The following is a 25,614-nucleotide window of genomic DNA, read 5'->3' as shown; positions in this document are numbered from 1 at the left end:
TCGCGACACCGCGTAGGCGAACCGCGAGGTCCTAGATGGCCCTTTCGGGCCCCATAGCAATTTGCTCGGTTCGGGACGCCGCTCGAGCACACCGCCACGCTCTACGTCATCACGGACGGCGATGACGCGAACGACGGCGCCTCCTGGGGTAGCGCGAAGGCGACGATCAACGCCGCTGTGGCAACCCTGCCTGCTCGCGGCGGCACGATCGAGGTGGGATACGGCGACTTTGCAGGCTTCACCATCGCGCCCGCCGACCACGCCTCTACTCCGAACTGGATTCGTATTCGTGGACGCGGGACGGGCCACGACCCGTCGGCTGGGACCTCGGAGACGAACCCCGAGCCGTCGCCTGGCCGTCACGCCACGCGCCTCACGACATCGTGCTCGATCATCGGCGCGCTCCCTGGTGCATACGACTCGGACGCCACGCCGAACTGGGTTCCGTTTGTCGTCGAAGATCTCGCCATCACCGGAGTCATGGGCGACGGCCTCGCGATCAAGACCCCGCTTGCTCGGCTGAAGAACGTCACTGTCGCGTCCTGCACGGGCCGAGGGATCGTGGTCGGCACTGGATGGTCGTGGTTCTTCCGCATGGACGACGTTCGGGCAGTCAAGAACGGCTCCTACGGGTTCTACAGTGATCGCGTCCAGACCCTCGTTGCCGTCAACTGCCAGTTCGACGGCAACGGAGCTCATGGCTGCTACCTGCCCAATGGTACCAGCGAGGACGTCTCGTTCATCAACTGCTGGTTCCAGCGCAACCAGGGCTCTGGCTTCCGTGGGTTCGCGATCACCGCAGCGTTCTTCTCGTCCCACTGGGATGGCAACGTGAACGCCGGCAACGCCCAGGCGTACTTCGAGGGCAACTCCTCCGTGTCCATGCTTGGGTGCGAGTTCCACCGCGGGAACCTCGTCGGATATGCGATCGACACGTCTGCGGGCGGAAGCATCGTCGCGTTCGGATGCAAGTTCGCCACCCATACCTACGGAGCCATCAAGGCTCGCCCGAACGACTCCACGCAGAACCCACCTGGGTTCCTCGGGTTCCTTGCAGGCAACTACTCCGACGGAGCACTCGTCCATGGGTCCACGTATCCGAGTGTTCCAGCCTCCGCCGCCGGTGGCCTGGTCGTCGGGGCGGGGACCTTCGTGCGCGGTGTCGCGGTCGACGTAGCGGTTGCCGCCGCGTCCGCGATCACTCTCGACACGACACGCTCGTCGGACTTCGTGGTCAAGCTTGCGGCCAACGTGACTGCGACGACGATGAGCAACCCCTCGCCTGGGCAGGTGCTGACCCTTTCGTATGCCCAGGACGCGACCGGCGGGCGGACCTATGTGTGGCCGACGGACTGCAAGTTCGCTGGCGGCGCGGCTCCGTCTGACGCGACGGCGTCGCGCATCACGTCCGTCACGTTCCGACGCAATGACTCGTACTGGATCGAGACGTCTCGAGCGGTTGCGGTCGGCTAGCGGCGAGGGGTAGACGAGTGCGCGAGCGAGCGGATCGGGCGAGCTGGCGTCCCGGCGACCACTGTGTCGGCGGGCACGTCCTTCGTGACGACACTGTTCGCGCCGATGATCGCGTTGTCGCCGATGGTGACGCCAGGCATGACTGCCACGCCTCGGCCGAGCCACACGTTGTTGCCGATCACGACCGGCGCGATGCGCGCGCCCTCGCCCGCGGTGATCTCGTGGCCAGCAGTGTCGGCGATCGATGCGAACGGACCCATCTTGAAGTCGTCGCCGATGGTGACGCTCGAGTACGCGGTGATGCTCGCGCCCGCGTTGATGTAGAAGCGGGAGCCGATCGAGAGGCTTGCCGGGGCGACCGCGCGCAGCATGACCCGGGCCTCGGGCGCTGCGAAGTTGCCGCGGTCTCCAAGCGTGATCGTGCCGCCCGCGTTGCGGACCGCTACACGCTGGTCCTCCATCGTGCAGCGGTTACCGCCGCGGACCCCCGCGGCGCGAAGGACGATGAGGGCGCGCATCGCGCGAGCCTCCCGGGTGATACGTGACCTCAGCGACATGACGTCACCCTACCGACGCACGCAAGCATCCCCAACCGCCCCAGTATGTGACGCCGCTGGCCGCCGATGTTCGGAGGGTAGGTCATCCGGCCCCAATCACGAAGTACTCCGTTCAAAGCACCGTCACAGCAACGCACCACGCCACCATTCCAACACTGGGCAACCCCGCCCACCGGAGGAGGCGCGTTGCCCGTGTAGACCGCTACGGCCGCCCGATGTAAGGCATCAGGTGCGCGGTGCCCCACCCGTACAGAGACCGCACCTTGGCGTTGTTGCCCGGCGTCGTCGCCTCCATGACCTGACCATTACCGATGTACATCGCCACGTGATAGATCGACGAGACGGACCCGTTGGAGCTGTAGAACACCAGGTCGCCAGGGCGCAACTCGGAGTACGACAGGTGGTTGAGGTACGAGTACTGCGAGCGCGACGAGCGGGTGATGTAGTGCCCCGCGGAGCTCCACGCGCCCGAGGTCAGACCCGAGCAGTCGTACGCCGGCCCGTTGCCCGCGTACTGGTACGGGGCGCCCGTCTTAGACACCGCCCACGCGGCCGCGGCCTTGCCCTCCGCCGCGGTCGAACTCCACGAGGTGGTGGGCTTCTCGGGCTCCTTGGTGGGCTCGGGGGCCGATGTCTGCGTCGGCTCCGGCTCAGACGTCTGGGTGGGCTCGGGGGCCGATGTCTGCGTCGGATCCGGCTCCGAGGTCTGCGTGGGCTCGGGGGCCGATGTCTCGGCGGGTTTGGGCGTGGACGTCGGCTTGGGAGTCGAGGTCGCCGAAGGCTTGGGTGTCGAGGTGGTCGTCGGCTTGGGCGAGGACGTGGGCGTCGACGTCGACCCGCCCGAGCTGGACGCTCCTCCGCCCACGGGGTTGGAGACCTGCTGGGCCTCCTGCTCCGCGGCGATGCGCTCCTGCTCGGCCTGGAACGCGGCCTGCTCGCGGGCGGCGCGCTCGGCGGCCAGGCCCTGCTGGCGCTCCAGCTCGAGCTCCTCGGTCACACCCCGCAGCTCGGCGAGCTTGGTCACGGCGGCGCTGCGCGCCACCTCCGCGTCGGCCACCGCCTGGGTGGCCGATGCACGACTCGCCTCCGCGGTCGCCAGCGCCTCCTCAGCGGCGGCCTGGGCCTCTTCGGCCTTGACCGCGGCCTCCTCGGCGTACGCGCGCGTGGTGGTCGCGACCAGCTCGGCGGCCGAGACCTCCTGCACGGTCACGTCGGCCTCGGCCGACGCCCGGTCGATCGCCTCGGAGCGCTGGATCACCTGGTCGAACCCGTCGGCCTGCGTGATGGCCTCGAGCGAGCCCATCGAGCCCGCGTTCTTGTACGACTGCATGGCGGCGCCAGCCAGGCCGCGACGGGCCAGCGCGAGCGCGGCCTCGGCGTCGTCGGCGCGCTGGTTCGCGTCCTCGAGCTCCGCCTGGGCGGCATCCGAGTCGTCGAGGGCCACGTGGTAGTCCTCGGCCGCGATCATCGCGGCAACCTCAGCGTCCTGGAGCGCCGACTCGAGCGACGCAATGGCGGCGTCGAGGGAGTTGACCGATGCGGCGGCGCCGTTGGCGGCCTCACGAGCAGCCGCGATCTGGTCCTCGCCCGGGTAGTCGTCGGCGACGGCAATCCCCGAGGGGCCCGCGGCCAGCGCCGTCACAGTAATACCCACCACAGCGAACGGCACGGCAATACGTTCGATACGGCGGCGCACGGCGGCAGAGCGGGCCATCGTTCTCGCTTCCCTCGGTGCGTGGGGCTTCCCCGCGCGAAACGTCACAGTTGTCACATGTGTCACATGCGAAGCAATGACTCACACTATAAACATGCGCCCCACGGGGTCACAACCCCTTGTGACGAGGTCGACGGCACGTGCCCGTAGGACTCCGGGCGCGTCGCGCAGGGCGCGCGGTGCCCTATCGTGGCGAGCATGGATGACGACGGCATCGAGTCGGACGCGTACGCTGCGGACCAGGGCCCCGGCGAGGGCGCGCCCATCCCCGCCTCGGCCGCGTGGCGCGAGGGCGACCACCCCGGCCACCGCCAGTTCTTCACGCTGGGCGACCTGCCCCTCGAGGCCGACCCCATGGGCGTACTACCGAACGTCACCATGGCCTACGAGACCTGGGGCGAGCTCAACGCCGCCAAGGACAACGCCGTCTACATCGCGCACGCCCTCACGGGCGACTCCCACGTATTCGGCCCCGCCGAGCCCGGCCACCACACCGGCGGCTGGTGGCATGCCTTCGTAGGACCGGGCAAGCCGATCGACCCCGAGCGCCACTTCATCGTCTCGGCCAACGTCATCGGTGGCTGCCAGGGCACCACCGGCCCGGCCTCGCCGCACCCCGAGGACGGCCAGCCGTGGGGAGGCCGCTTCCCATATGTGACGATGCGCGACATGGTCGCCGCCGAGATCCGCCTGGCCGATCATCTTGGGATTGACCGCTGGCGCCTCGTCGCGGGGCCGTCGATGGGCGGCATGCGCGCGATCGAGTGGGCCGTGACTGTCCCCGAGCGTGTGGGTGCCATCGCCCCCGTGGGTTCGACCGCGGCCGTGACCGCCGACCAGATTGCGTGGTCCACGGCACAGCTGGCCGCCATCAAGGCCGACCCCAAGTTCCGAGATGGCAATTACTACGGCGCGGCCGACGGCGACGGCCCGCATGTCGGTATTGGAATCGCCCGCATGATCGCGCACACCAACTACCGCAGCGAGGGCGAGCTCGCCGACCGGTTTGGACGCCGCTACCAGGGCGACTCGGACCCGTTGGGCAAGGGCGGGCTATTCGCTATCCAGTCCTACCTGCAGCATCACGCTCGCAAACTCGCGCGACGCTTTGACGCCAATACGTATGTGCGGCTGTCTCAGGCGATCCAGTCCCATGATGTGGGCCGCGGACGCGGCGGCGTCGAGACGGCGCTGGCGCGCTATACCGGGCCGGCACTCGTGGTGGCGGTGGACTCGGACCGACTCTATCCGCTCAAGAACTCGATTCAGCTGGATCGGGGGTTCGCGGGTTCAGCCGGAGTGAAGGTGGTCCACTCCCCCGTGGGGCACGACGGGTTCCTGGTGGAGTCCGGCCAGCTGAACGCATTCATTGCTGATTTCGAGCGAGAGTTGCAGTAGGCGTGACAGCTCGCCGAGGCGGGCACCCACGCAAAGGTCGATACAACACAGTGTGGGTATGCTCCAAACTCCCGAGGTGCCCCATGTCGCGGGGATCCAAACCTACGTCGATCCAGGCCCGGGCGGGCAGGCGGTTGCGGCTGTGAATACGCGGGCGTGCCTGACCTTGCCCTTCGCGGCGCCAGGGTCGCGCTCGCGGCACTCGGTCGGGCGGTTGCGACGGCCACAAGATCCGTGTCGCGGCACGCGTCCAAACATTGTCGACTGAACCGCGCTGTACCCTGAACGCGACCGTGGCGGGTGTTAGCACCACGGCTCATGCTCGCGCAGTGTTGCCGCGGGTGCCGCGTACTACGCTGACCCCCGAAGTCTAAATGTTCCAAGGTGGCACCTATGCGGAAGGCCCTCTTTTGACCGGAGAACAAACAACCTCGGTGGAGCCGTTAGTCAAGCGCAACGTCCGATTGACGTGGGTTGACTCTGCGAAGGGCGTGTCAATCTTCCTCGTGGTGCTTGTTCATGCGACCTCGTGGCTCCGCGACTTAGGGCCAGTCTCACAAGGACTCGCGCTCTTCAACGGAATTTTCGGCGACCTGCGCATGCCGCTGTTTATGTGCATGGCGGGGTTTTTTGCGAGCAAGTGGGTTGACTCAAGCTGGCGTCGATTGTTCTCAGGGAAGCTCTCTCTGCTGATCTGGGTCTACCTGATCTGGCAGCCACTGTTCTTCGTTGCGAAATACGCTGCGGGCATATTTATGGACGGCCAGGACCACACGTCGCTCGCTGCGCAAGCCCTACGAATGGCTGTCTCCCCCCTTCGACCCAACGGCGAGACGTGGTTCCTGTGGGCTCTTGCCATCTACTTCGTGGCGGCGAAACTGCTCAGTCGCGTCCCAACGTGGTGGCATCTCGTAGTCGCCGGCCTGGTCTCCGTCGCCTGGGAATACTTCGCTGTGCAGAGGATCTCGCCTGACATGGCGTCGATCCTGGGGATTGGCATCCTCAGTGTGGTCCACCTCTATTTCTTCTTCGCTTTCGGCCTTCTATGTCGGAATCTCATAGCCACGAGCGTTGCGAAAGTAGGGCAGATGGGCGCCTTGATCGTCCTCGTTGCGTGGCTGGCCGTGACTGTGCTCGCCACTCAAGCCGGATGGAGAGTACTGCCGGCTTTTCCTTTCGTCCTCGATTTTTTCGGCATGTGCGCGGGCATTGGGATAGGCCTTCTCCTGGCAAAGTGGAGGCCCTTGAACAACCTGGGAGGAAACACTTTGCAGGTTTACGTAGCGCACGTTCCGCTTCTCATCGTCCTGGCTCTGCTGCTCACCGCATTTGGCTTCTCGTGGCACTCGAATGTGGTAGGTACGCTGGCCCCCATCGTCGCCGCGATCATCGTGACCGCTGTGGCTCTCGTCCTTCACAGATGGGCTGGCGCCGGTGCGTTGAAGTATCTCTATGACCGACCGCAGTGGTTCGAGTTCCGAGGTCGCTAAGCCGGCTCTTCACAGATGAGGCTGTAGTTGTGGCCTGAAGCCACCGGTCTCGAGGAGGCTGAACCGTCCCCGGTTTGATGCCGCTTCCTTTCGAGTCTGGAAGGAAGATAGAGCCCATGCCCAAGAAGATCCCCGAGGACGTCCGTGCCCGTGCGGTACGGATGGTTCTTGACCATCTGGAGGAGTACTCGAGCTTGACCGCGGCGTGCCAAATCGTGGCTGACCGTGTCGGCGTCGGTGCGGAGTCGTTGCGCCGGTGGGTGCGCCAGGCCCAAGTCGACGCCGGCGCCCGTGACGGCATGACGACCGCTGATAGCGACGAGATGCGACGGCTTCGTAAGGAGAACCGTGAGCTGAAGGAAGCCAACGCGATCTTGCGGGACGCAGCGGTTTTCTTCGCTGGGGAACTCGACCCCCGACGCCGCTGATCGTCGACTTCATCGACGCTCAGCGCGCCACGGGCCGTGCGGTCGAGTCGGTCTGTGCCGTCCTGCGTAAGCAGGGCGTACAGATCGCCGCACGGACCTACCGCGACATGAAGCAACGCGCCATCTCGGATCGCTACCTCGAGGACGCGATCGTCGTCAACGAGCTGATGAAGACCGTCGACGCACCTGAGGGTCTCTACGGGCGCCGCAAGATGGTGGTCCACCTGCGCCGGAGCGGGTTGGACGTGTCCAAGCGGCGCGTGGACCGTCTGATGCGCCAGCAAGGCATGAACGGCTTGGTGCGGGGCAAGAAGGTCCGCACCACCGTCCCGGACCCGTCGGCCGAGCGGGCCCCGGACCTGCTGGATCGGGACTTCACTGCACCTGCCCCGAACCTGCGCTGGGTCGCGGATTTCACGTACGTACGCACCTGGGCGGGCTTCGCGTACGTGTCGTTCGTCATCGACTGCTACTCGCGCACGATCGTCGGCTGGCATGTCTCCATGTCGAAGACCACCCCGCTGGTCATCACGGCACTACGGATGGCGCTGTGGCGCCGAGACCGCGCCGGCACCCCCGCCGGGAAGGGCCTCATTCACCACTCGGATGCCGGCAGTCAGGGCGGATTCAACTGGTCGTCGCAACACCTCGAGTGGGAGGTGTGTGATGGCACGTCGTCAGCAGGATGCGGATCGGGCGATCAGGCCGAAGCTCCGGTCGCCGGGGCATCCAAAGTTCCAACGTCACGTCGAGGTCGCGTTCTGGGAGCAGATCGCAAAGGGTCTGCTTGCGGAGGAAGCCGCGGCGGTCGTCGGCGTGGCGCAGGCGGTCGGTGCGCGGTGGTTCCACAAGGCTGGCGGCATGCCGCCATTCGACATCAAACAGCAGCATTCGGGCAGGTATCTGTCGTTCACTGAGCGCGAGGAGATCGCGTTGCTGCACGTCCAGGGCCGGGGTGTGCGCGAGATCGCCCGCACCATCGGACGCGACCCAGGGACCGTGTCGCGGGAGCTGCGCCGCAACGCTGCCACCCGCTCCAACTCGAGTGGCTATCGGGCGTCGGTGGCGCAGTGGAAGGCCGACATGGCCGCCAAGCGTCCCAAGGTCGCCAAGCTCGTCGCCAACCCGCGCTTGCGGGCCTACGTTGAGGAGCGCCTGACGGGGCGGATCTGCTTGGCGGACGGCACGATCGTGCCCGGCCCGACACCACCGCGCTTCACCGGGCGGGGCAAGCCGCACCGCAAGGATCGGGCGTGGACGCAGGCATGGAGCCCCGAGCAGATCTCGAACCGGCTGCCGATCGACTTCCCCGATGATGAGTCCATGCGTATCAGCCACGAGGCGATCTACCAGTCTCTCTTCATCGAAGGGCGTGGTGCGCTCAAGCGCGAACTGGTGTGGTGCCTCCGCACGGGGCGTGCGCTGCGGGTGCCACGCGAGCGGTCGCGCCGCAAGACGTGGGCCCACGTCACCCCCGAGACGCTGATCAGCGAACGCCCCGCCGAGGCCGACGACCGGGCCGTGCCCGGCCACTGGGAAGGCGACTTGCTGATCGGACTCGAGCGGTCCGCGATCCGCACCGTCGTGGACCGTACGACTCGCTACACGATGCTCGTGCACCTTCCCCGTGAGGAGGGCTACCGGCACAAGGAGACGCCGAAGAACGGGCCCGCACTGGCCGGCTACGGCGCGGTCACGATGGCGAAGGCGCTGACGAACACCATGTCGACGCTGCCCACCGAGCTGGCGCGGTCGCTGACCTGGGATCGCGGCAAGGAGATGTCCGCCCACGCGCAGTTCAGGGTCGCCACAGGCATCCCGGTGTACTTCGCCGACCCGCAGTCACCGTGGCAGCGCGGCACAAATGAGAACACCAACGGCCTGCTGCGCCAGTACTTCCCCAAGGGCACCGACCTATCCCGCTGGTCAGCCGAGGAACTCGCCGCCGTCGCCCACGCCCTCAACACCAGACCCCGCAAGACCCTCGGCTGGAAGACCCCCGCCGAAGCCTTCAACGAGCAACTACTGTTGCTCCCACAAGCCGGTGTTGCGTCGACCGGTTGAACCCGGTCAGTTCACGTCGATCTCGTTCGCCGAGACCCTCGCGCTCGAGGGCATCGCGGCGTCGATTGGGTCCGTCGGTGATGCATATGACAATGCCCTGGCAGAGAGCACAATCGGGCTGTACAAGAACGAAGCGATCCGCGACAGCTCACCGTTCCGCGACGGACCGCTACGCACCCTCGACGACGTCGACTGGGTCACGCTCGCCTGGGTCGACGGGTACAACCAGCGACGCCTGCACTCGAGCCTGAACTACGTCCCGCCCGAGGAGTACGAGGCCGCTTTCTACGCTAACCTCAACACGCCAGCCCACCCGGTGCTGGAACCCGCATAGAAGCGGCAGATAACCGGGGACGGTTCAGTGTGAGAACTTCCATCCTGGGGGACCTCGGCCCCTACCCCCGACCACTCACCCCCAAACGACCCGGACAGCCTCATCGGTGAATAGCAACACAAGCACCACGGACGGTACGCACCACACATTCCAGCGCCAAGGTGCTGGCCGATACTGATGGAAGAATGGCTTGATGCGACATACGTACATTGCCCTCTTTGGGGACTCGGTGGCCAACGGACTCGGAGTTGGACCACGCAGGTACGGCGAGGTGGTCGCCGCTTCACTCGACGCGAAGCTGCTCGATTTTTCGGGAAGCGCGCAGCCAGTCTCGCAGTCCTCCATGCTCGCGCAAGAGAGCCTCGGGAACCTGAACGTGGTCCTCGCGCTCGTCGCGCACGGCATTACCGAAGCGATGGTGCGTCCAAGTGCGGCCCACCTACGTGGCATGCCTGCGAGGTGGCGCAGACTGGGGTGGATGGATCCTCGGCCGTATTATTCACGACGTTGGTGGAAGTCCGCTGGCCAGCGGCTTGAGTCTGCAGTTCGATGGCGGGCAAAGAACTTTCTGATCCGCCGAGACGGTGGGGAACAACTCATGACAAGGCCCGCCTACGAGTATCATCTTCGCAATCTCGTTGAGGGCTTAGTTACGCCTACGACCAAGGTCCTAGTCATTGGCCCGCCGCGGATCTCTGAGCGATACTTCCCGGGGTCAAACCCACAGTTGCAGGCCTACGCGGACACTTCTCGGCTAGTCGCGCACGAGATGGGCGCGACATACGTTGAGATCGCTCAGCACCTAGCCCCTGGCGCGGACTACCTGGCAGATCAGTTCCACCCGTCAGCGCTTGGGCACGCAAAGATCGCGGCGCTGATTCTCGAAACGCTGCCGCAAATGCGGGCTTAGCACGTACGCACCGCCAACACCTAGCGGGGAGGTGCCGCAGTGTCGTGCCGGTCACGTCGGATGAGACGGATCGCGTCGGCAACCGCTCGCCACGTCGCAGCAAGGTTTTGCCGCTTTAGGCCAACGGCGACAGCGTGTACCGACGCGGATGCAACATAGAACATGCCCTTGACGGGCCTGTGCTCATAGACGGCATACGCGCGATGGGTTAGGTAGATTCGTGAGGTCTCTAACTGCGCCAAATAGTCGTCGCGACTGTTCAACGACGGGTAGTGCTCCACCCAGAGTTCCGGGTCGAACGCGATTTGGAATCCCCCGACCACCGCCTGGCGGGCCATATCCAGCTCTTCGTACCCGTATCGGACGTGCTCGTTGAAACGCGCGGTTGAAAAGAGTGAAGCGGGGAACACTGTCGCGTTGATAACAATCGAGACACGCGGTTGGATGGTCACAGCACGAGCCTGGTGCCCGAGGAAGGTCGCGTTGCTTGACTCAACACGCCGTGGCGGGTCAGACGAGAAGTTCAGTTCCCATCCTGTCGTCACGCGGTCGTCGGGACAGCGATACGCGCGTTCGACGAAGTCCTTTGCGACTACGACGTCGTCATCGATGAACGCGACCCTTGAGAACCTCGCGCGCGATAGGCATGCGTTTCGATTGGGGCCCAGGCCGCGCTTTGGACCCTCATAGAACTCGACGCCTGGGAAAAGCCGCGAAAGGTCGCCTGCACCGACCCCGTCGTCGCTCACAATCACCTGATCGGGCGTGCGTGTGCCAGAGTGCAGCGACTCCAGTGCCTTCGCCAGTTCGTCGGGCCGGTTGCGCGTGCAGATGCAAACAGTCAGGCCATCATCCAGGTCGCGCTGGGACAACAACTGGTCACCTCCGTGCGAGTAGTAGGGGCTGTTTCTCATCCCGCAAAGAGCGATCGATAGACTTCAGAAACGAGGTAGTCCGCCGACGATCGCTTCGTAACCTCAGCGACGCGGGCGCTGACCCGGGCTTGGACGTCGGCTGGGACCCGCGCATTGTATTCGATAGCTGCGCAAACGGCAGCTGGCAAGTCTTCGTCGTCAACGATGCGCAACGCGGCATCATCGCCCGCAACCTCGCGGCGGAGGTAGTCGGATCCCGGGTTCGAGGTCGCAACCGCAGGCACACCAAGCGCGAGACTCTCGAACACCGGAATTCCGAAGCCCTCGTAGGAAGACGGTGCAAGAAGCAGCCAGCTCTCCGCGATGACATCGAGGACCTCGGCGTCCGTCAGCCCAGACCGGAATCGCACATCGGCCGGCCAGTTGGCAGCATCGGCCTGGTTTCCGATGACCGTCATGGTGATGTCCCTGCCAAGCTGCGATGATGCCTGCTGCACAGCGCGGTATGCGCGCTCTCCGCGCTTGCGCCCACGCCAGCCCCCAAGGAACACAACCGAAGGTTGCGCGGTCTTAGGTATAGCAGGTCGAAGAGCGATGTGGCTCACAGGCGGCATGAGGTGATCAGCGTGGAACTCAGCCATCGTGGGCGGCGCGATCGCAATCGCAATCGCAGCACGGTGCCGCGACCACCGTTCGAGCGCGCCCAGCAGATAGTGGTTAAGCCTGCGCATGCCCGTGGAGGCACGGGCTTCCTCGAACGAAGACCCATGGAACGTGCGTACGACGGGTATGTGACGTGGTAAAGCCCAGTCATCGCCGAAAGCATGGACAACATCGGGCTCAAGTCGCCGTATCGCGCGCCGCGCATGCCACGGGAACCCGTAGTAATGGCCCACTCTTGTAGACCATTCCTTGAGGTAAACCATCGATGCCCCCGGAACAGGAGTTCCGCCGTCCGTGGTGACCACTGTCAAATCAACACGTGTGGCGAGTGACTCGGCGAGTCGGAACCCGTATCGTGCCGCACCGCCAACTTCACCCCGGCCTGGCCAGCCAACGCTTAGGAGCACTACGCGTAGACGGTCGTTTGAGTCATGTCCGGGAATCAACTTCGCGTTGTTCATCCTTGGTCCTTAGATTCGGTCGGCACCCCGTCCTCAAACGTCGGTGCGCCGATCCACTCAGCGAGTTCCGCACTGAACCGTGCGTCATCGAAGTAACGTGCGGCATCCTGCATAGCGATCCGATCCACCTCCTGGACTTCCCGCCACGCGCGAGTCCACTCGCCTTCGACGTCGGGATCAACGAGCGCACCGCCGTCGCACCGGAGCACACTCTCGCCAGCCCCACCGAACTTCGAGGCGATCACAGGAGTGCCGAGTGCCATCGCCTCAACAGGCACGATCCCGAAGTCCTCTGTCGGAGGGAATACGAAAACCGCAGCAGCCTCGAACAGCGCAAAGAGCATTTCGTCCGATGGCGCCACTACAAACTCCACCGGTACACGCGCGGATACCGCAATCGAACGTAGTCGCGCCTCGTCGGGGCCCCGGCCAGCAAGCACAACCGGCATTCCGAGCTCTTCGCCTGCTGCAATGACCGCGTCAAGGCGCTTGTACGGCACGAATCGTGATGCCCCAAATATGAACTCGGGCGCGAGCGTAGAGAGTCTCGCGCGCTCAAGCGGCGCGACCTTGTCCCGCCAGGGCGTGCCAACTTGCAGCCGTTCCACTGCAACGGGCGGGTAGATGACCGTCGCATCCCTACCCCACGTTCGACGGATGCGTTGTCGGACGTATTCGCTGTTCGCGGCAATTGCAATCGCTTCGCGTGCGCGCTGTCTGTCAAGCGGCCGCAGCAAGGCGGACGCGGCACGCGCGGCTGCGCTGTTCCCCCGGCCGTCCCCTGACGGCTCCCAGATGTACCGAGCGGGAGTGTGCGCGTACACGTATTTGGGAATGCCTCGGCTCCGGGCATGGTGAGCGAAGAGGTGCGAGCTCACCAGCATCCAATCATGGCCCTGCGAATAATCTCTCGCCCGCCAAGTAATAGGCATGAAGGGCAACGCTGCCACCTTCGACCGGCGGAGCGCAGTGCGCGCGATCCATGACTCGGAGACCAGACGCGGACCGAGAGGAGCTTCTACATCACTCCAAAGCACTCGGACGGCCGCCTGAGGGAACGTGTCCGCCATTGCCTTCAGTACCTTCTCAGCACCTCCGTGATGCTCGAACCACTCGTGGACGATAAGCCCTGTCACGACGATAACTCCGTCTGGTCATTCGCTTCTCTCATGTGCCGTTCAACTGTCGTTGAAGCGGTGTGCTGCGTGGACCGTCGCGCAAGCACACGGCGGGCAAGGAGCCGCACGGTGGCCATGACGACCATAGAGATGGCGACAGCGACTCCCGAGAGGTGCCCCAAGACCGCGATCACTGACACCAGAGCGACAAGCACACCCAGGCCGACCACGGAAGACAACAGAAGGTCCCGGCTCTGACCTTGCGCACTGTCGTGGTAGGTCCGGAAACGCCACTGGTCGCCGAGTGTTTGGTAGACCAGTAGCACGGCGACGAGCGGCAACAAACCCTCGTATCCCTCTCCGAAGAGGGTGTCTCCAAACAGAGCCACCAGGGCCACCATGCCGAGCGAGGTAACAGCCGACGTCACCAAGCCCGCGCGGGCACGTGCCCGCAGAGCGTCACGTGAATCACCTCCGCTGCGCTCGACGAACTTGGCAAAACTCGTGTCAGCCAGCGCCTGGGTCGCAGCCCCGGCCGCCGACGCACAAGTAACTGCGACCGCGTACACGCCCAACTCCTCGAGAGGGAGAAGCGCGGCAAGCAACAGCTGATCGACGCGCACAGCCACGGAATCGACTGTCGACGCCCCCCAGAACGCGATACTGAACCGCCAGGGGATACGGGCACCCTGACGCTTGACATGGCCGAACGCAAAAGCCGAACCGAGCAGCACCGCAAAAACAGAACATGTAAGTTGCACTGCGAACGCAGTGCCGAGCGTCAACCGCCCTAGAAGGAAAAGAACAATCTGAAGAACCGAGGGCACGATGATCGCGAACGCACGGATCGCGTTCCATGGAAACATACGCCCTGCTGCGAGCAAGAGGTCAGAGCCGAGATGGCTCACGCCGGTGAGAACCAGAGTCAGGCCAAGCACGCGGATAAATCCGATTACCTGGCCATTCATATCACTGACCAGCACTGGCGCTGCCCACCAAACCCCGGCCGCCGCAATCATGCCAAGCATCGACAGCACCAGAACGCTCCGCACCGCCAGGCCTGCGGTATCGCGCGCGGCGACAGCGAGACCACGAGGGACACCGAGGAAAGCTATCCAGCTCAAAACCTGAACGGGCAATACTGCTGCAGCGAGTGCGCCTCGCCCCTCGGCGCCCAACGCCTGCGCGATCATCGGCGCGGAAATGATACTCAGGCCGTAACCCGCATAGGTGAACAAAGCAGTGGAGACGGCCCCGTCCGACCGGGTGCGCACTGCAACAACAACGCGACGCATCACCGTGAAGCCGCCGTATCGGAAGCCGGAGTTGTTTCGACTAGGCTGGCGAACCTTGCGGACAGTTCGCTGCGGTCGAAGCGAGCTGCCGCAGTCTCGCTCGCGATTCTCGCCCGATGGGCGAGGTCCGCGGGATCGAGTTTTTCGAACACGCTCGCGAGCTCTTTCGCGAATGCGTCTGAGGCTGGATGGAGTAGCGGAAGCGCCATTCCGGCGCGACCAACGTAGTCGTGGAATCCTGGTGACGCCGTCATGGCAACAGGGATCCCGCAAGCAAGATACTCCGGCATCTTGGTGGTGAGCCGACAGAGCCCCAGGACGTCAGGCGTCTGGCTGATCACCGCGAGATCCATTGTCCGGAGGTACGCGGGCATGTCCTCGAAAGGAACGCGCCCGGTAAAGACAAACCTGGGGTCCGTTCCAGCCAGTTCGCGTAAGCGGTCAAGGCCACTGCCGTCTCCGACAACAAGGAAGCGCACGTCGGCGCGCTTGGTGTGCGCCGAAGCCTTGACGAGTTCAAGGCCGTAGCAGTATTGCTGACGCTTCGACCAATTCAGACTGCCGGATACACCCAGAACGAGATCCGTGGGTGCGATGCCAAGTGTCTTGCGCATATCCGGGCCATTGGCGTCGAAGCCCGCCGGGGCGAACCCCTCCACAGTCAATCCTCGTGGCGCCCCCATCTCGATTGCACGCCCCACCAAATAGGGAGTCCATCCCACAAACGCCCATGAGCGCTTGTAGAGAGCCCGCTCATAGAGCTTTCCGAGACCGCCCACCACACGCCCATAACGATTCCGAAGAAAAGTCGATACCGCATCGCCCGAACTCACCACATAGCGAGCACCTGAGGAACGCCGGCGCGCGGCGAGCATTGCTGCTAGCCCGGTTGCGATACCCGTTCCTTCGACAAAGATCAGGCCTTCGGCCTGAGCCAACAGTTTGGCGATACGCGAGACTTCCGAGATGGTGTTCGCGCGCCGATCGCGAAAGACGAACTCATGACGGCCCGGAAGCGAGCTCGCGATCGCCACGCAGCGCCGATGGTCGCCACTGCCCTCACCCGCGGCGACGACGAATACGACGCCTGCGGGCTCCAATCCACTCTGACTCATACGGTGTTCCCCGAGGACTTGCGCACCGCGACATGGACGTTCGCTCCAGCACCAGTGCATGCGCCTCGGATCACTCCTCGCACGGTTGCGGCCACGGACCGCCATCCGCGGCCTCGGGCGAGGCGCAAAAGGCCCGGTGCGTGTTGATATCCGACTAGGATCAGCATCGCCAGATTCCGTCTCCGCAGTGGATGGCGCGCCAACCAGAATGCGAGAGACTCGTTGAACGCCGTCTCGTAGCTCTTGTTCGGCGAGGCGAGACGCTCGTCGCCCGAGGCACGCATTGCAGGGTAATGAGCTACCCACGCCGCCGGCACGAACCGCAGTCGGTATCCCGCGGCTGCGAGCGGCAAGCAGACGACGAGCTCGTTCCGATTTTGCGCGCCCTCACCAAGAATGAGGTCAGCCGCCGGCACCGAGAGGTACGCCTCGCGCCGAAAGCTCATGTTGACGCCCTTGAGGTGAGCCACGTCGCGTGCCATTCCTTCTGCGCGGTGGTGGCCTCCACGCACCCGCCCCCAGCGGTCGATCGTGCCTACGTCACGCTGCTCCGTGCGTGACAAGTCCCCACCACCAGGCTGAGCATCGCGACCGCCCACCGCCACGATGTCGATAGATGCGTCAAAGGCGCGCTCGATCGCCGGAAGCCACTCGGCGGAAACTTCCGCATCGTCGTCTGAAAAAGCGACTACGTCCGCGATCGATGCCTCTGCCCCCGCGCGCATTGCATGCGCGAGACCCGCACGCCGCACCTCAACAGCGAACGCACCGTGCGCGATGGCGACGGACTTCGTCGCATGGTCACCGGCCCGGTGCACCACAATTGTTTTATTGAGAGCAGGCGCACGCTCCGCGGCGGCAGCCAACGCACGTGCGAGTTGTTCCGGGCGCCCGATGCTCGGGATTACCAGGTCAACCGACGTCAAGGTTCTGTTCTCTTCCCACTCCATGCACTAGGACCCATTCCCTAAGGCCCATGTACGCCCGTTCAGTCCTGAAATCCTGTGCCGCGTCGTGCGCGCGATGCGCCATCGCCGCGGTTTCCATTGGATGCCGCATCGCTTTTCGTAGCGCCCTCACGAGCGAATCGACATTACCTGCTTCAAAGGTGAGGCAAGTCTCTCCGTCGTGCAGCCACTCCATCTGTCCGCCCTTGTCTGCACAGACTACGGGAGCGCCGACGGCCGCGGCCTGACAGACCACCTGCCCAAGCGGCTCGGGCGTGCGACTGGCATGGATCACGGCGGTGGCATTGCTCATATAAGTCCAGGGGCTAGACACGAAACCGGTCTGGTGTACGTAGGGACGGGTGTCGGACCCGCGCTCGGTCTCACCAAAGGTCTCGGCGCCCACGAGAATGAGCTCTACCTCTTCGCCCTCCGCTCGCATCGCCGAGATGGCTTCGACGACATCATCCTGCCCCTTCCACGGAGCAATGCGGCCTACCATCACGAACGTCGATACCGGGGGAGCTACCCAAGTCGCCGAAAAGTACGGGTCCGGTACAGCCGTGCGAATCACGCGCGAAGGGACCGAGATCTTCCACGAGAGCCTAGTCATCTCGCTGTTGAAGACCACGGCTCGCGCAAACATACGGACAAGTAGTCGGTACATGGTGACGGCGGCCTTGCTGCGGTTGCCTCCCTCTCCGAGATCCCGCACTACAGAAACCAGCGAGATGCGACGCAGCCGGCACGGTACCGAGAGGTGCAGGAGGGACTGTACGGTATTCGCGACCACCACGTCAGGGCGCCGCACGCCAAGCATCTTCCACACCCGCACCTGGACGGCTACTAGATCGCGGGCGACGCGGATCAGCCCTCCAATAGAGCGGGGCTTTCGATCGGCTGTCCGGGGAAACTGAACTACAGCCTCGGGACGCCTGCCATCCACGGAAACCGTAGGCCCGCCTTTTGGGAGCCAGAGCTCTGCGCCTAATTCCGTCGCGAGAGCGGGTGCCGCGAGCTCAGCGCCCGAGAGTGCTGCGCTATGGGTGTAAACAGCAACCTTCACGCGACCACCCGAGTTAGGGCCTTGATCGATTCAGCCACCGCGGGCCACGCGTGAGAACGAGCGTAGTCCCGCATCTCCCCGAGCTGCCTCGAATCCAAGTCGACCGCCGCAACGATGGCTCGCTCGAGACTCTTGGTATCCGCAATGTCGAACACGAAGGGCTCTCGCGCCCACGGGCCCATCGCCTCGCCCAGTCCGCCTTGGCCCGTGCTAATCACGGGCACACTTGTCGCCATTGATTCGATCACCACAAGTCCGAAGCCTTCAAGTTCAGTGGTCGGCACCACTGATGCATGCGCCCCCGCAACCAATGCGACGAGATCGACCTGGTTTAGGGCGCCGTGTATCACAACCCTCGCTGAGGCGTCATGGTCCTCGACCCACTGGCGAAGCTCGGGCTCGAGGTCACCGGTGCCAACGATATCGATCGAAATGTCGCGCCCTCCCGCCCGGAACGAAAGGTCGTCGAGTGCGGAAAGCAATCCGACGTGCCCCATTCGCCGGGTGAGGCGCCGCACACACACGAGGCGTACAGTTCCGCTGCCACGCTCACATGGTCGTTCGCCATTTCCGTCGAACCACACAGGCGCCACACCTGGTGGGATAACGTTCACGCGCTCGGGAAGCGCTCCGAGTTCGATCGCGCGAGATCGGAAGGTGCGGCTGAGTACGACAACATGGCCTCCCATTTTCAGGTGCAGCCTATCCATCGCGGACTTAACCATCGAGCTGAACGACCGCCGGCCCTGTGCAACTGCGCTCTCCTCGCCCCAGGGCCCGTGGAAGTGGACGATTCTTTGCGGGCTCGCGCCGCGCCACGAGCGAGCGCTGACAACGTCGCGTGCTCTGACTCCGAGGAGAAATGGCACCCCGTAGAGCGGGAAGTGGGTGTTGACAATGTTGTCGCTGCACACGAAGCCTTTGGCGAAGAACTGGGCAGCGCGCATGAGCGTGGTGCCGCGTGCCGCCGAGACCACGCTCGCCGCGCTCACCTCACCCGAGACCAACCAGGCGACAGCGGCACCTCGCTCTCGCAGCCCAGACACGAGCCCCGCTACGTAGGTGTTCAGTCCGCCGTGGACGACGGACGGGTCGTCCTTTCCCACTACGGTCCAACTCAAATGTTCCCCCTGCCCCTATAAGCGCGCAACGACCTGACGCGCGCCTGTTGTCGCGAGGAGCCTACATGGCTACGCACGAGCCGACCGCGCTGCTCGACCGCCGCACTCGCGTCCGACCGCATTTGAACAATTGACCGCGCAAATACCCCCAAACATGCCCAAATGATGGGAACCGTGCCGTACTGGTTCGGCGTGATCCACTGGGTGAAGGTGACGATGAGCACGAGAAGTGCTATCGCCCCGTCGCCGCCATCGGCAAAGACTGCGCTAAATCCGCGCGCGCAGGTCCACCATGCCACAAGGAGCGCCACGACGCCCAGTACCCCACCGACTAAAGCAGCGTTCCCCAGGTCCGTGTCGGCACTCCCGAGCCCGTCGGAGGCCAAGAGCCCGATCTGGCCAGATCCTGTGCCAACCACGCTTCTGGCTCCCGAGGCGAGACTGCTCCACATTAGTTCCAGGTGAATGGGGAGCGTGCTCGTCTCAGCCGATTCCTGCCCGCTCAATGTGGTGGTGATACGAGCGACACCCGCCGCATCCGAGGTCGCAGAAAAGTGCCCCGCAGCGAGGTAGACGACTGGTGCAACTAAGAGCCCGCTGGCCGCAGCAAAGAAGAGTGGGTGACGCCGACCTGCCGCCATCAGCGCAATCGCTGCAATTAGCAGCATGATCGTCGTCGTCCTGATCCCGGTGACGAGCAGCCCGTAGGCGCAAAGCAGCCCGAGGACGAGATGCACCAAACCGCGCCGATTCTTCAAACGCCAGAAGGCAATGATGGTACCGATGCCGGCCAGCGTGGCGCTCTCCGCCACGCTACTGGCTATTCCAAGCGGCCGGATCAGACCGGGTCCGAGGTACAGCGAAGCGTATCCACCCTGTTCAGCCCACGCGAGGTCCCACGCAGGGACACCCATGACCTCATGCCAAATCAAGTAAGCACTGTTCAACGCAGCTGTCACCAACACCGCAGTGAGCAAGGGCTTCAGCACGACCTGTCCTCGGAAGTACGGCATGAACACTGACATGCCCGCAAGGTAGAGAGCGCTGGTGAGTAGGTTGTTCACGATCCCGGCTCCGGCGGGATTGACGCCGGCAAGGACGAACACCGCTACGAACATTAGGAAGAACGCGGGCGCATGAACTCTCGTTGCATTTTGAGGCGCGGTGGGGCCGTCGTCTCTGAGAGATACGCCGGCGATCACGATCATGAGCGCCGGCACCAGGACGAGATAACTAATGAGTTCATCGCCCACTAGGAAGTACTGAAGGATTCGTCGAGTGATGCCCGCCGATAGCCCGAACACGACTGCGACGGGGAGTGCGGTTCCTGGATGGAGCACGGCAAGTATCGCTCCGAGCGCTGCGATTACGGCGACAACCATAAGGCTCTGGTACTCGGGCGTCGTGATGGCGACAGCCGCGATTACGGTGGCTCCGCCGATCCCAAGCGCGATTAGCGTGACGCGCATCCGCGCGCGCACCCCGCGCAAGTGGACACGCCGCGCGGATTTCGGGTTCACCATCTGCATGCGCATCATCCAGTGACGTTCGCCGCCACCACAACCCACGCCGCTTTCGCGACGACGAGAGCATCCATGACGAATCTCCTTTTCCCCGCAATAGGGTACGGGAACACCGGGGCTCCGCCCCATGACTTCCCAGCGCCCCGCCACATGCTACAGGGACGCCGAACGCGGACAAATTGGCTGGCGCAGACCCCAGCTCCCTCGATTGCCGATGTGACGACGAACCGCGGAGTGCACAGGCAGCCAAACGAAGACTCGAAAAGCGAAACGTTGGCCAGTTGCGCGAATCTCCCGCGCGGGTCTCGAACAGGAAGGCGCTGCCGCCGCAATTGCCATTGCTGACGACGTGGAACCGCATCAACCGCGCGTCGGCAGACGTGTGTGTCATGCGGAGATTGGGAGAATGTCGACTCGCAACGGTATGGCACTTTGGGACATCACCGCGCAAGATGACGCTCGGCAAGGGCTCGGAGAACCCTCGAGCCGGCAAGACCGACTCGACCCCCCGCAGCGACCCGAACACCTGCAATGGTTCGCAGACAACTGCCATGGTCCGTGATGATGGCGATCGGAGCGCGGCATGGCAGAATGTCCGCAGTTTGACCGCTGCTGATGGGGAGAAACGTGGAACTGCAGGATTATCTTCTGGTACTGCGTAAGAACTGGCTCACGATTGTGCTGCTGGCAGTGCTCGGAACTGGGGCCGGTGTGGCGTATTCCATGCTTGCTACGCCGAGCTACACCACATCGGCCAAAGTATTCGTGTCGACCACCGGCGCGGACGACGTATCGGAACTTCAACAAGGCAACACTTTCACCGTGCAGCGCGTGCAGACTTACGCCGACCTGGTGAGCACCGCCTCGGTCCTACAGCCCACCATTGAGAATTTGGGCCTCGACATCGCGGCTAGTGGCCTGCGCGGCATGATCTCGGCATCGGCTCCCACGAACACATCCGTCATCGACGTGACCGCGACGAACACGGACCCGGTCTACGCAGCGTCGCTCGCCACGGGGACCGCCAACGCACTGATCGAGGTGGTCGAGGGCATCGAGACGACCGACGCCGCAGACGGTGCCTCCCCCGTCCAGCTCACGCTGGTACAGGAGGCCGAGATCCCGCAGGCTCCCGTCAGCCCCAACAAGCCCCTCAACACCGCCCTGGGCCTGCTCCTGGGCCTTGCGGCGGGCCTTGCCATCGCGCTGCTCCGCCACGCCCTCGACACGCACATCCGTGGTGAACGCGACCTGGAACTGCTCACAGACACTCCCGTCATCGGCGGCATCGTCTTTGACCCCAAGGCCGCCGAGCGCCCACTAGTCATTCACGCCGACCCGCGCAGCCCCCGTGCCGAGTCCTTCCGAACGCTCCGTACCAACCTGCAGTTCCTGGACGCCGGACGCGAGCGCGCATTCGTGGTGACCTCGGCCCTTCCAGGCGAGGGCAAGTCCACCACCGCCGCAAACCTCGCGATTTCCCTGTCCGATGCGGGCGCGCGAGTGCTGCTCGTCGGATCGGACATGCGCAAACCCAAGATGGCCGAATACATGGGTGTCGAGGGCGGTGTGGGCCTCTCAGACGTCCTCATCGGCCGCGTGGCGTTCCACGATGCCGTTCAACGCTGGGGACGCACGTCGCTGCACCTCCTGCCCGCAGGAGCGATCCCGCCCAATCCGTCTGAACTCTTGGGCTCGACCGCGATGTCGGAACTCATCGAGCGCCTCAACAGCGAGTTCGATGTGGTGCTCTACGACGCCCCGCCACTGCTCCCCGTGACCGACGCCGCCGTGCTGTCGCGCCTGGTCGGTGGCTCCGTCGTCGTGGTGGCCGCAGGGAAGACCCGCACACACCAGGTCGAGGGTGCCCTCGACGCCCTCGCTAACGTCGCCGCACCTGTCTCCGGGTTCGTGCTCACCATGCTGCCGACCAAGGGGCCCGACGCCTACGGCTACGGCCGCTACGGCTACGCCTCCTCCACCTACGGGGAGAAGGCCGCGAAGTAGGTCAGTCGTCCTCGCGGCGGCGCCGTGCGACGATCGCGATCGCAGCACCGCCCCCGAGGAGCGCAACGGCCGCCACGGCAATACCGGCGACCTCGGGGCCTGTGAGGCTCAGCGCGTCATCCTCCGCCTGCTGTGCTGCCGCCTCTGTCACCACGGTGATGGTCGCGGTGTCGACGGCTATGCCGTCGAGCAGGGCCGTGACGCCAATGGTGCCGCTCGCAGTCGGGACCGTGACGGTGAACTGCGCGGGCGTGGTGTCCGCTTCAATCACCTTAACTGCGGACGTCACCGTCCCGGCAATACTGGCGTCCTCGCCCGAACTGGTCACTTGAACCTGGGCTTCGCTACCCGCGGGCCCACCCACCGACACCTGCACGGTTCCACCGGGTGCGACCTGCTGTGAGGTGACCGTCAGCGCGTCCTCAGAGGGAGGGTAGGAACCAGAGGCCATCGCTGCTGCGGGTGTCGCGACGAGCGTCGCTGTGAGGGCGCAGGTGGCGAGGGAACGACGGATCAACGGGTGCTCCAGACTGGCGGCGAGAAGGTCCCGCGCCCGCGTGACCTTAACATCCGGATTGCGCCGAATCCCAATCCCAGGGCGCCGCTGTGACAATGTCTGCGCACAAGCGACGACGGGCCCCGCACCATGAGGTGCGAGGCCCGTCGTGGAAAACGCTGGAGAACTTAGGCGTCCGTGCGGCGGCGCGAGGCGACGACCACTGCGCCGGCACCCGCAACGAGCAGGACCGCGGCGCCCGCGACGAGCGCGGTGTTGTCGGCAGGACCGGTGCCGGGAAGCGCGCCACCCGAGGCGGACGAACCGGTGCCACCGGCGGAGGCCGAGACGCCCGAGTCGATGGTGATGTCGCCAGCGTCGCCACTGGCCTCACCCTCGGCCGAGAGCACATAGGTGCCAGTGGCGTCCTCAGGCAGCGTCACGGTCGCGGCTGCGGCGCCATCGGCGTCGGCCTCCTTGGTCACCGAGGTGGTGCCGGCCAGGTTGCCGGGGCCAACGCCCTCGCCCTCGAGCGTGAACAGCACGTTCTCACCGGGCTCGAAGCCGTTGAACGAGAACACAGCACTTCCGCCGGGGGCGAGCGTGGCGGTCGAGCCACCAGTCGGGGTGGGCACGTACGCCATCGCGGCGGTCGGCGCGAGGGCGAGGGCGACACCGGCGATGAGCGCGGCAGCGGTCTTGCGAATCATGAGGTCCCCCAGTGAGACATGGTTCAGGTTTAAAGTCACGGACAGGCTAGCAGGGATTTGTGGTACCCCCGCTCAAAGTTTTCACATCTGTAACATTCGCCACTCGAGACAACGGCGTCCAGGCGACCTCAGGCGCGTCCGGCTGAGGCTCGGCGAGCGCGGTCTCGAACTTCACAGTAGTGCTTTCACCAGGGCCGAGATCGACCCGGAGCGTCAGCATGGCGCGCCCGTCGTGGGTGTCGGGGCTATACAGGGCGGCCTCGCCGTCCTGCTCCACGCCAGTCACGGCGGAGCCGGCCGGTGGATAAAAGTGCGCATTCGCGACGAATTGTCCTTCTTCGACGAAATTGCCGCCGCCGGAAACGTAGTCTGGCAATTCCTCAATATCACCGTCGTAGGTATGCGTGAAGGTGAACGCGAGCGTCTGGCCCGCCACCTGACCATTGGTGCACACGTTGGTGACCGCGATGGACTGGTCGAGGTAGTAGCCAATCTTGGCCCCGTTGGCGTCGTTGAGATAGACACCCATCACGTCGCCGTCGCTCACCAGGTTTCCCGCGAGGGGGACGGTGGCGAGGAGTTGCTGCTCCGAGGCATCGGCCGACCACGCCAGGAATCGGCGCTGGTCAATAGCGGCCTCCACGCCGCCCATCACGTCCGTGCCGCCACCGAGAAGCTGGCCGAAGAGTTCGCGGGCCGCGAGCGCAAAGAACGCGTCCGACTGCTGCGGGTCCGGGTACTTCCAGTACACGTCCGAAAGAAGCACCTGGGCGAGGTTGTCGCTCGTGATCTCCACATCGTCGATGGTCACCGGCTCCATCCCTTCCAGCATGAAGCCCATCGCGACGGGGTCGATAGACAGCACGCCATCCACGGTCTCGCCGGTCTCGCGCTCCCAGAAAGCCGACATGACCTGCGCCGCGCGCGGGTACGCGGGGGTGAAGTTCACGTTCTGGGCATACTGCGCCATCTTGATGGAGTAGATGCGCTCCTCGTCCTCAGTCAGTGGCGCGACGGGGTTCTGGGGATCACTCATCGCCGAGGCGGCGATGTACTGCCCGAGACTAATGCGGCCGTCATCCACCGTGAGCTCGAGCACGGCGCCGGGGATGCCCCCGGAGGCTCGGGGCTCGGCGTTGTTCTGGACCATCAGGGCGTAGGTACGAGGCTCCTCGCCTCCGAGCATCGTGGGGAGCAGCTCCGCAGCCACGTGGGCCGAGTAGACCAGCCCGCCCATCTGGCCGAGGTCGTCCTGCATGCCCTCGTAGGGTCCGGCGATCTGCGAGATGGTGCCGGTCATGTCGACGGACTCGAGCGCTGCGGTCTGCTCGTCGAGGACCTGAGAGGCCTGCGCGAGGGGCGCGCGGAACTCCTCCAAGAAGTACGGATTGATGCGGCCATCCTGGATGGGGGGCGCCTCCAGCGCGGAGAGGTTACCCATGTCCGCGAGGGGGCCCAGGGCGTCGTCAGCGATCACGCTGATCGAGGCGCCCACCTGCTGGAGCGGCACGGTCTGGTCGCTCACCCACGGCATGTGCGCGGCGAGAACCCAGTGCCAGCCTGACGAATGTGCGGCGAAGGTGGACGCCGCCACCTGCAGATCCGCGACCTCGGCGGTGAGCGCCGTCGCGTCGCGATCGGTGACGGCCTGCTGCGCGGCTGCTGCAGAGGACTCGAGCTCGTCGACGGAAGTGAGCAGCTTGTACCCGTCCCACGCGAAGAGCCCCACGGGTACCAGGGCCAACACGACGAGCGTGAGGACCAACCAGGGCCAACGGGGTGCTGGCTTGGTGCCGGCATGGGCCGCTACGGTGGGCACTGTTCGCTCGCTCCTACGCGTTGAGAGTCG

Annotated in this window: 23 protein-coding genes; 9 read left to right on the top strand and 14 right to left on the bottom strand. The window is 64.8% G+C overall.

The annotated features are described in order from the left end of the window. Positions 1-177: 177 nt before the first annotated feature. Positions 178-1,473, top strand: a complete 1,296-nt coding sequence (locus B7K20_RS00675) for a right-handed parallel beta-helix repeat-containing protein (RefSeq protein WP_084099588.1) — start codon at positions 178-180, stop codon at positions 1,471-1,473. On the opposite strand, the gene B7K20_RS00670 is transcribed toward B7K20_RS00675, so the two are convergent. Both B7K20_RS00670 and B7K20_RS00665 read right to left on the bottom strand, forming a co-directional pair. After that, positions 1,470-1,991, bottom strand: coding sequence for a DapH/DapD/GlmU-related protein (locus B7K20_RS00670; RefSeq protein WP_159449279.1), 522 nt, complete (start codon positions 1,989-1,991; stop codon positions 1,470-1,472). The two genes, B7K20_RS00675 and B7K20_RS00670, sit on opposite strands and share 4 nt — an antisense overlap. Before the next feature lie 241 nt (positions 1,992-2,232). Beyond that, the gene (locus tag B7K20_RS00665) at positions 2,233-3,744 is read right to left on the bottom strand and encodes an NlpC/P60 family protein (protein ID WP_084099586.1); all 1,512 of its coding nucleotides are present in this window, start codon (positions 3,742-3,744) and stop codon (positions 2,233-2,235) included. A gap of 198 nt (positions 3,745-3,942) precedes the next feature. Here B7K20_RS00665 and B7K20_RS00660 point away from each other — a divergent pair, with 198 nt between their 5' ends. The 7 genes from B7K20_RS00660 to B7K20_RS13420 all read left to right on the top strand — a co-directional run bounded on the left by B7K20_RS00660 (position 3,943) and on the right by B7K20_RS13420 (position 10,368). Continuing rightward, positions 3,943-5,142 carry a homoserine O-acetyltransferase gene (locus B7K20_RS00660; protein ID WP_084099585.1) on the top strand — a complete coding sequence of 400 codons (1,200 nt, stop codon included), beginning with the start codon at positions 3,943-3,945 and terminating at the stop codon, positions 5,140-5,142. Between the two features lie 374 nt (positions 5,143-5,516). Then, the gene (locus tag B7K20_RS00655) at positions 5,517-6,632 is read left to right on the top strand and encodes an acyltransferase family protein (RefSeq protein WP_084099584.1); all 1,116 of its coding nucleotides are present in this window, start codon (positions 5,517-5,519) and stop codon (positions 6,630-6,632) included. A 116-nt stretch (positions 6,633-6,748) separates the two neighbouring features. Further along, positions 6,749-7,060, top strand: a complete 312-nt coding sequence (locus tag B7K20_RS00650; protein WP_159449277.1) for a transposase — start codon at positions 6,749-6,751, stop codon at positions 7,058-7,060. Further along, on the top strand, positions 7,057-7,977 hold the full coding sequence (locus B7K20_RS12800; RefSeq protein WP_371327856.1) for an IS3 family transposase: 921 nt from the start codon (positions 7,057-7,059) through the stop codon (positions 7,975-7,977). The genes B7K20_RS00650 and B7K20_RS12800 overlap by 4 nt, the downstream gene beginning before the upstream one ends. After that, entirely contained in the window at positions 7,922-9,124 is a 1,203-nt protein-coding gene (locus tag B7K20_RS00640) for an IS30 family transposase (RefSeq protein ID WP_234985655.1), read from the top strand. Before B7K20_RS12800 ends, B7K20_RS00640 begins: the two co-directional genes overlap by 56 nt. Further along, positions 9,108-9,458, top strand: a complete 351-nt coding sequence (locus B7K20_RS00635; RefSeq protein ID WP_159449276.1) for an integrase core domain-containing protein — start codon at positions 9,108-9,110, stop codon at positions 9,456-9,458. The genes B7K20_RS00640 and B7K20_RS00635 overlap by 17 nt, the downstream gene beginning before the upstream one ends. Positions 9,459-9,651: 193 nt before the next feature. Then, complete coding sequence (locus tag B7K20_RS13420; protein ID WP_084099579.1) at positions 9,652-10,368, top strand: SGNH/GDSL hydrolase family protein; 717 nt, start codon at positions 9,652-9,654, stop codon at positions 10,366-10,368. A 20-nt stretch (positions 10,369-10,388) separates the two neighbouring features. On the opposite strand, the gene B7K20_RS00625 is transcribed toward B7K20_RS13420, so the two are convergent. The 9 genes from B7K20_RS00625 to B7K20_RS00585 form a co-directional block, all read right to left on the bottom strand. Beyond that, positions 10,389-11,240, bottom strand: coding sequence for a glycosyltransferase family 2 protein (locus tag B7K20_RS00625; RefSeq protein ID WP_159449275.1), 852 nt, complete (start codon positions 11,238-11,240; stop codon positions 10,389-10,391). Positions 11,241-11,278: 38 nt separating this feature from the next. Next, entirely contained in the window at positions 11,279-12,367 is a 1,089-nt protein-coding gene (locus B7K20_RS13415) for a glycosyltransferase family 4 protein (protein ID WP_084099577.1), read from the bottom strand. Then, a complete protein-coding gene (locus B7K20_RS00615; RefSeq protein ID WP_084099576.1) occupies positions 12,364-13,503 on the bottom strand; it encodes a glycosyltransferase in 1,140 nt (379 codons plus the stop codon). The genes B7K20_RS13415 and B7K20_RS00615 overlap by 4 nt, the downstream gene beginning before the upstream one ends. Continuing rightward, complete coding sequence (locus tag B7K20_RS00610) at positions 13,500-14,723, bottom strand: lipopolysaccharide biosynthesis protein (RefSeq protein WP_144018450.1); 1,224 nt, start codon at positions 14,721-14,723, stop codon at positions 13,500-13,502. The genes B7K20_RS00615 and B7K20_RS00610 overlap by 4 nt, the downstream gene beginning before the upstream one ends. A gap of 56 nt (positions 14,724-14,779) precedes the next feature. Beyond that, complete coding sequence (locus B7K20_RS00605; RefSeq protein ID WP_159449274.1) at positions 14,780-15,895, bottom strand: glycosyltransferase; 1,116 nt, start codon at positions 15,893-15,895, stop codon at positions 14,780-14,782. Next, positions 15,892-16,845 carry a glycosyltransferase family 2 protein gene (locus B7K20_RS00600; protein WP_084099573.1) on the bottom strand — a complete coding sequence of 318 codons (954 nt, stop codon included), beginning with the start codon at positions 16,843-16,845 and terminating at the stop codon, positions 15,892-15,894. Before B7K20_RS00600 ends, B7K20_RS00605 begins: the two co-directional genes overlap by 4 nt. Then, entirely contained in the window at positions 16,808-17,653 is an 846-nt protein-coding gene (locus B7K20_RS00595) for a glycosyltransferase family 4 protein (protein ID WP_159449273.1), read from the bottom strand. Before B7K20_RS00595 ends, B7K20_RS00600 begins: the two co-directional genes overlap by 38 nt. A 251-nt stretch (positions 17,654-17,904) precedes the next feature. After that, complete coding sequence (locus tag B7K20_RS00590) at positions 17,905-19,014, bottom strand: glycosyltransferase family 4 protein (RefSeq protein WP_159449272.1); 1,110 nt, start codon at positions 19,012-19,014, stop codon at positions 17,905-17,907. An 11-nt stretch (positions 19,015-19,025) separates the two neighbouring features. After that, entirely contained in the window at positions 19,026-20,558 is a 1,533-nt protein-coding gene (locus tag B7K20_RS00585; RefSeq protein WP_084099570.1) for a hypothetical protein, read from the bottom strand. 621 nt (positions 20,559-21,179) lie between these two features. Here B7K20_RS00585 and B7K20_RS00580 point away from each other — a divergent pair. Beyond that, on the top strand, positions 21,180-22,559 hold the full coding sequence (locus B7K20_RS00580; protein ID WP_084099569.1) for a polysaccharide biosynthesis tyrosine autokinase: 1,380 nt from the start codon (positions 21,180-21,182) through the stop codon (positions 22,557-22,559). Position 22,560: 1 nt separating this feature from the next. Here the strand turns inward: B7K20_RS00580 and B7K20_RS12795 are convergent, their stop codons facing one another. The 3 genes from B7K20_RS12795 to B7K20_RS00565 all read right to left on the bottom strand — a co-directional run bounded on the left by B7K20_RS12795 (position 22,561) and on the right by B7K20_RS00565 (position 25,584). Next, positions 22,561-23,076: a hypothetical protein gene (locus tag B7K20_RS12795; protein ID WP_144018448.1), complete on the bottom strand. Its 516-nt coding sequence runs from the start codon at positions 23,074-23,076 to the stop codon at positions 22,561-22,563. A gap of 167 nt (positions 23,077-23,243) precedes the next feature. After that, complete coding sequence (locus B7K20_RS00570; RefSeq protein WP_084099567.1) at positions 23,244-23,765, bottom strand: LPXTG cell wall anchor domain-containing protein; 522 nt, start codon at positions 23,763-23,765, stop codon at positions 23,244-23,246. 46 nt (positions 23,766-23,811) lie between these two features. Continuing rightward, positions 23,812-25,584 carry a DUF4012 domain-containing protein gene (locus B7K20_RS00565; protein WP_084099566.1) on the bottom strand — a complete coding sequence of 591 codons (1,773 nt, stop codon included), beginning with the start codon at positions 25,582-25,584 and terminating at the stop codon, positions 23,812-23,814. Positions 25,585-25,614 lie beyond the last annotated feature (30 nt).

It is taken from the genome of Demequina sp. NBRC 110051, from assembly GCF_002090055.1.
Classification (GTDB): Bacteria; Actinomycetota; Actinomycetes; order Actinomycetales; family Demequinaceae; genus Demequina.
Note: the sequence above shows the minus strand (reverse complement) of the source record. Positions and strands in the feature narration are given on the sequence as shown.

Coding starts and splice junctions, on each gene's coding strand:
- B7K20_RS00650 (WP_159449277.1), top strand. CDS start 6,749: ATGCCCAAGAAGATCCCCGAGGACGTCCGTGCCCGTGCGGTACGGATG.
- B7K20_RS13420 (WP_084099579.1), top strand. CDS start 9,652: ATGCGACATACGTACATTGCCCTCTTTGGGGACTCGGTGGCCAACGGA.
- B7K20_RS00570 (WP_084099567.1), bottom strand. CDS start 23,765: ATGATTCGCAAGACCGCTGCCGCGCTCATCGCCGGTGTCGCCCTCGCC.
- B7K20_RS00640 (WP_234985655.1), top strand. CDS start 7,922: ATGCCGCCATTCGACATCAAACAGCAGCATTCGGGCAGGTATCTGTCG.
- B7K20_RS00670 (WP_159449279.1), bottom strand. CDS start 1,991: ATGCGCGCCCTCATCGTCCTTCGCGCCGCGGGGGTCCGCGGCGGTAAC.
- B7K20_RS00665 (WP_084099586.1), bottom strand. CDS start 3,744: ATGGCCCGCTCTGCCGCCGTGCGCCGCCGTATCGAACGTATTGCCGTG.
- B7K20_RS00600 (WP_084099573.1), bottom strand. CDS start 16,845: ATGGAGTGGGAAGAGAACAGAACCTTGACGTCGGTTGACCTGGTAATC.
- B7K20_RS00605 (WP_159449274.1), bottom strand. CDS start 15,895: ATGAGTCAGAGTGGATTGGAGCCCGCAGGCGTCGTATTCGTCGTCGCC.
- B7K20_RS13415 (WP_084099577.1), bottom strand. CDS start 12,367: ATGAACAACGCGAAGTTGATTCCCGGACATGACTCAAACGACCGTCTA.
- B7K20_RS00655 (WP_084099584.1), top strand. CDS start 5,517: ATGTTCCAAGGTGGCACCTATGCGGAAGGCCCTCTTTTGACCGGAGAA.
- B7K20_RS00585 (WP_084099570.1), bottom strand. CDS start 20,558: ATGCAGATGGTGAACCCGAAATCCGCGCGGCGTGTCCACTTGCGCGGG.
- B7K20_RS00660 (WP_084099585.1), top strand. CDS start 3,943: ATGGATGACGACGGCATCGAGTCGGACGCGTACGCTGCGGACCAGGGC.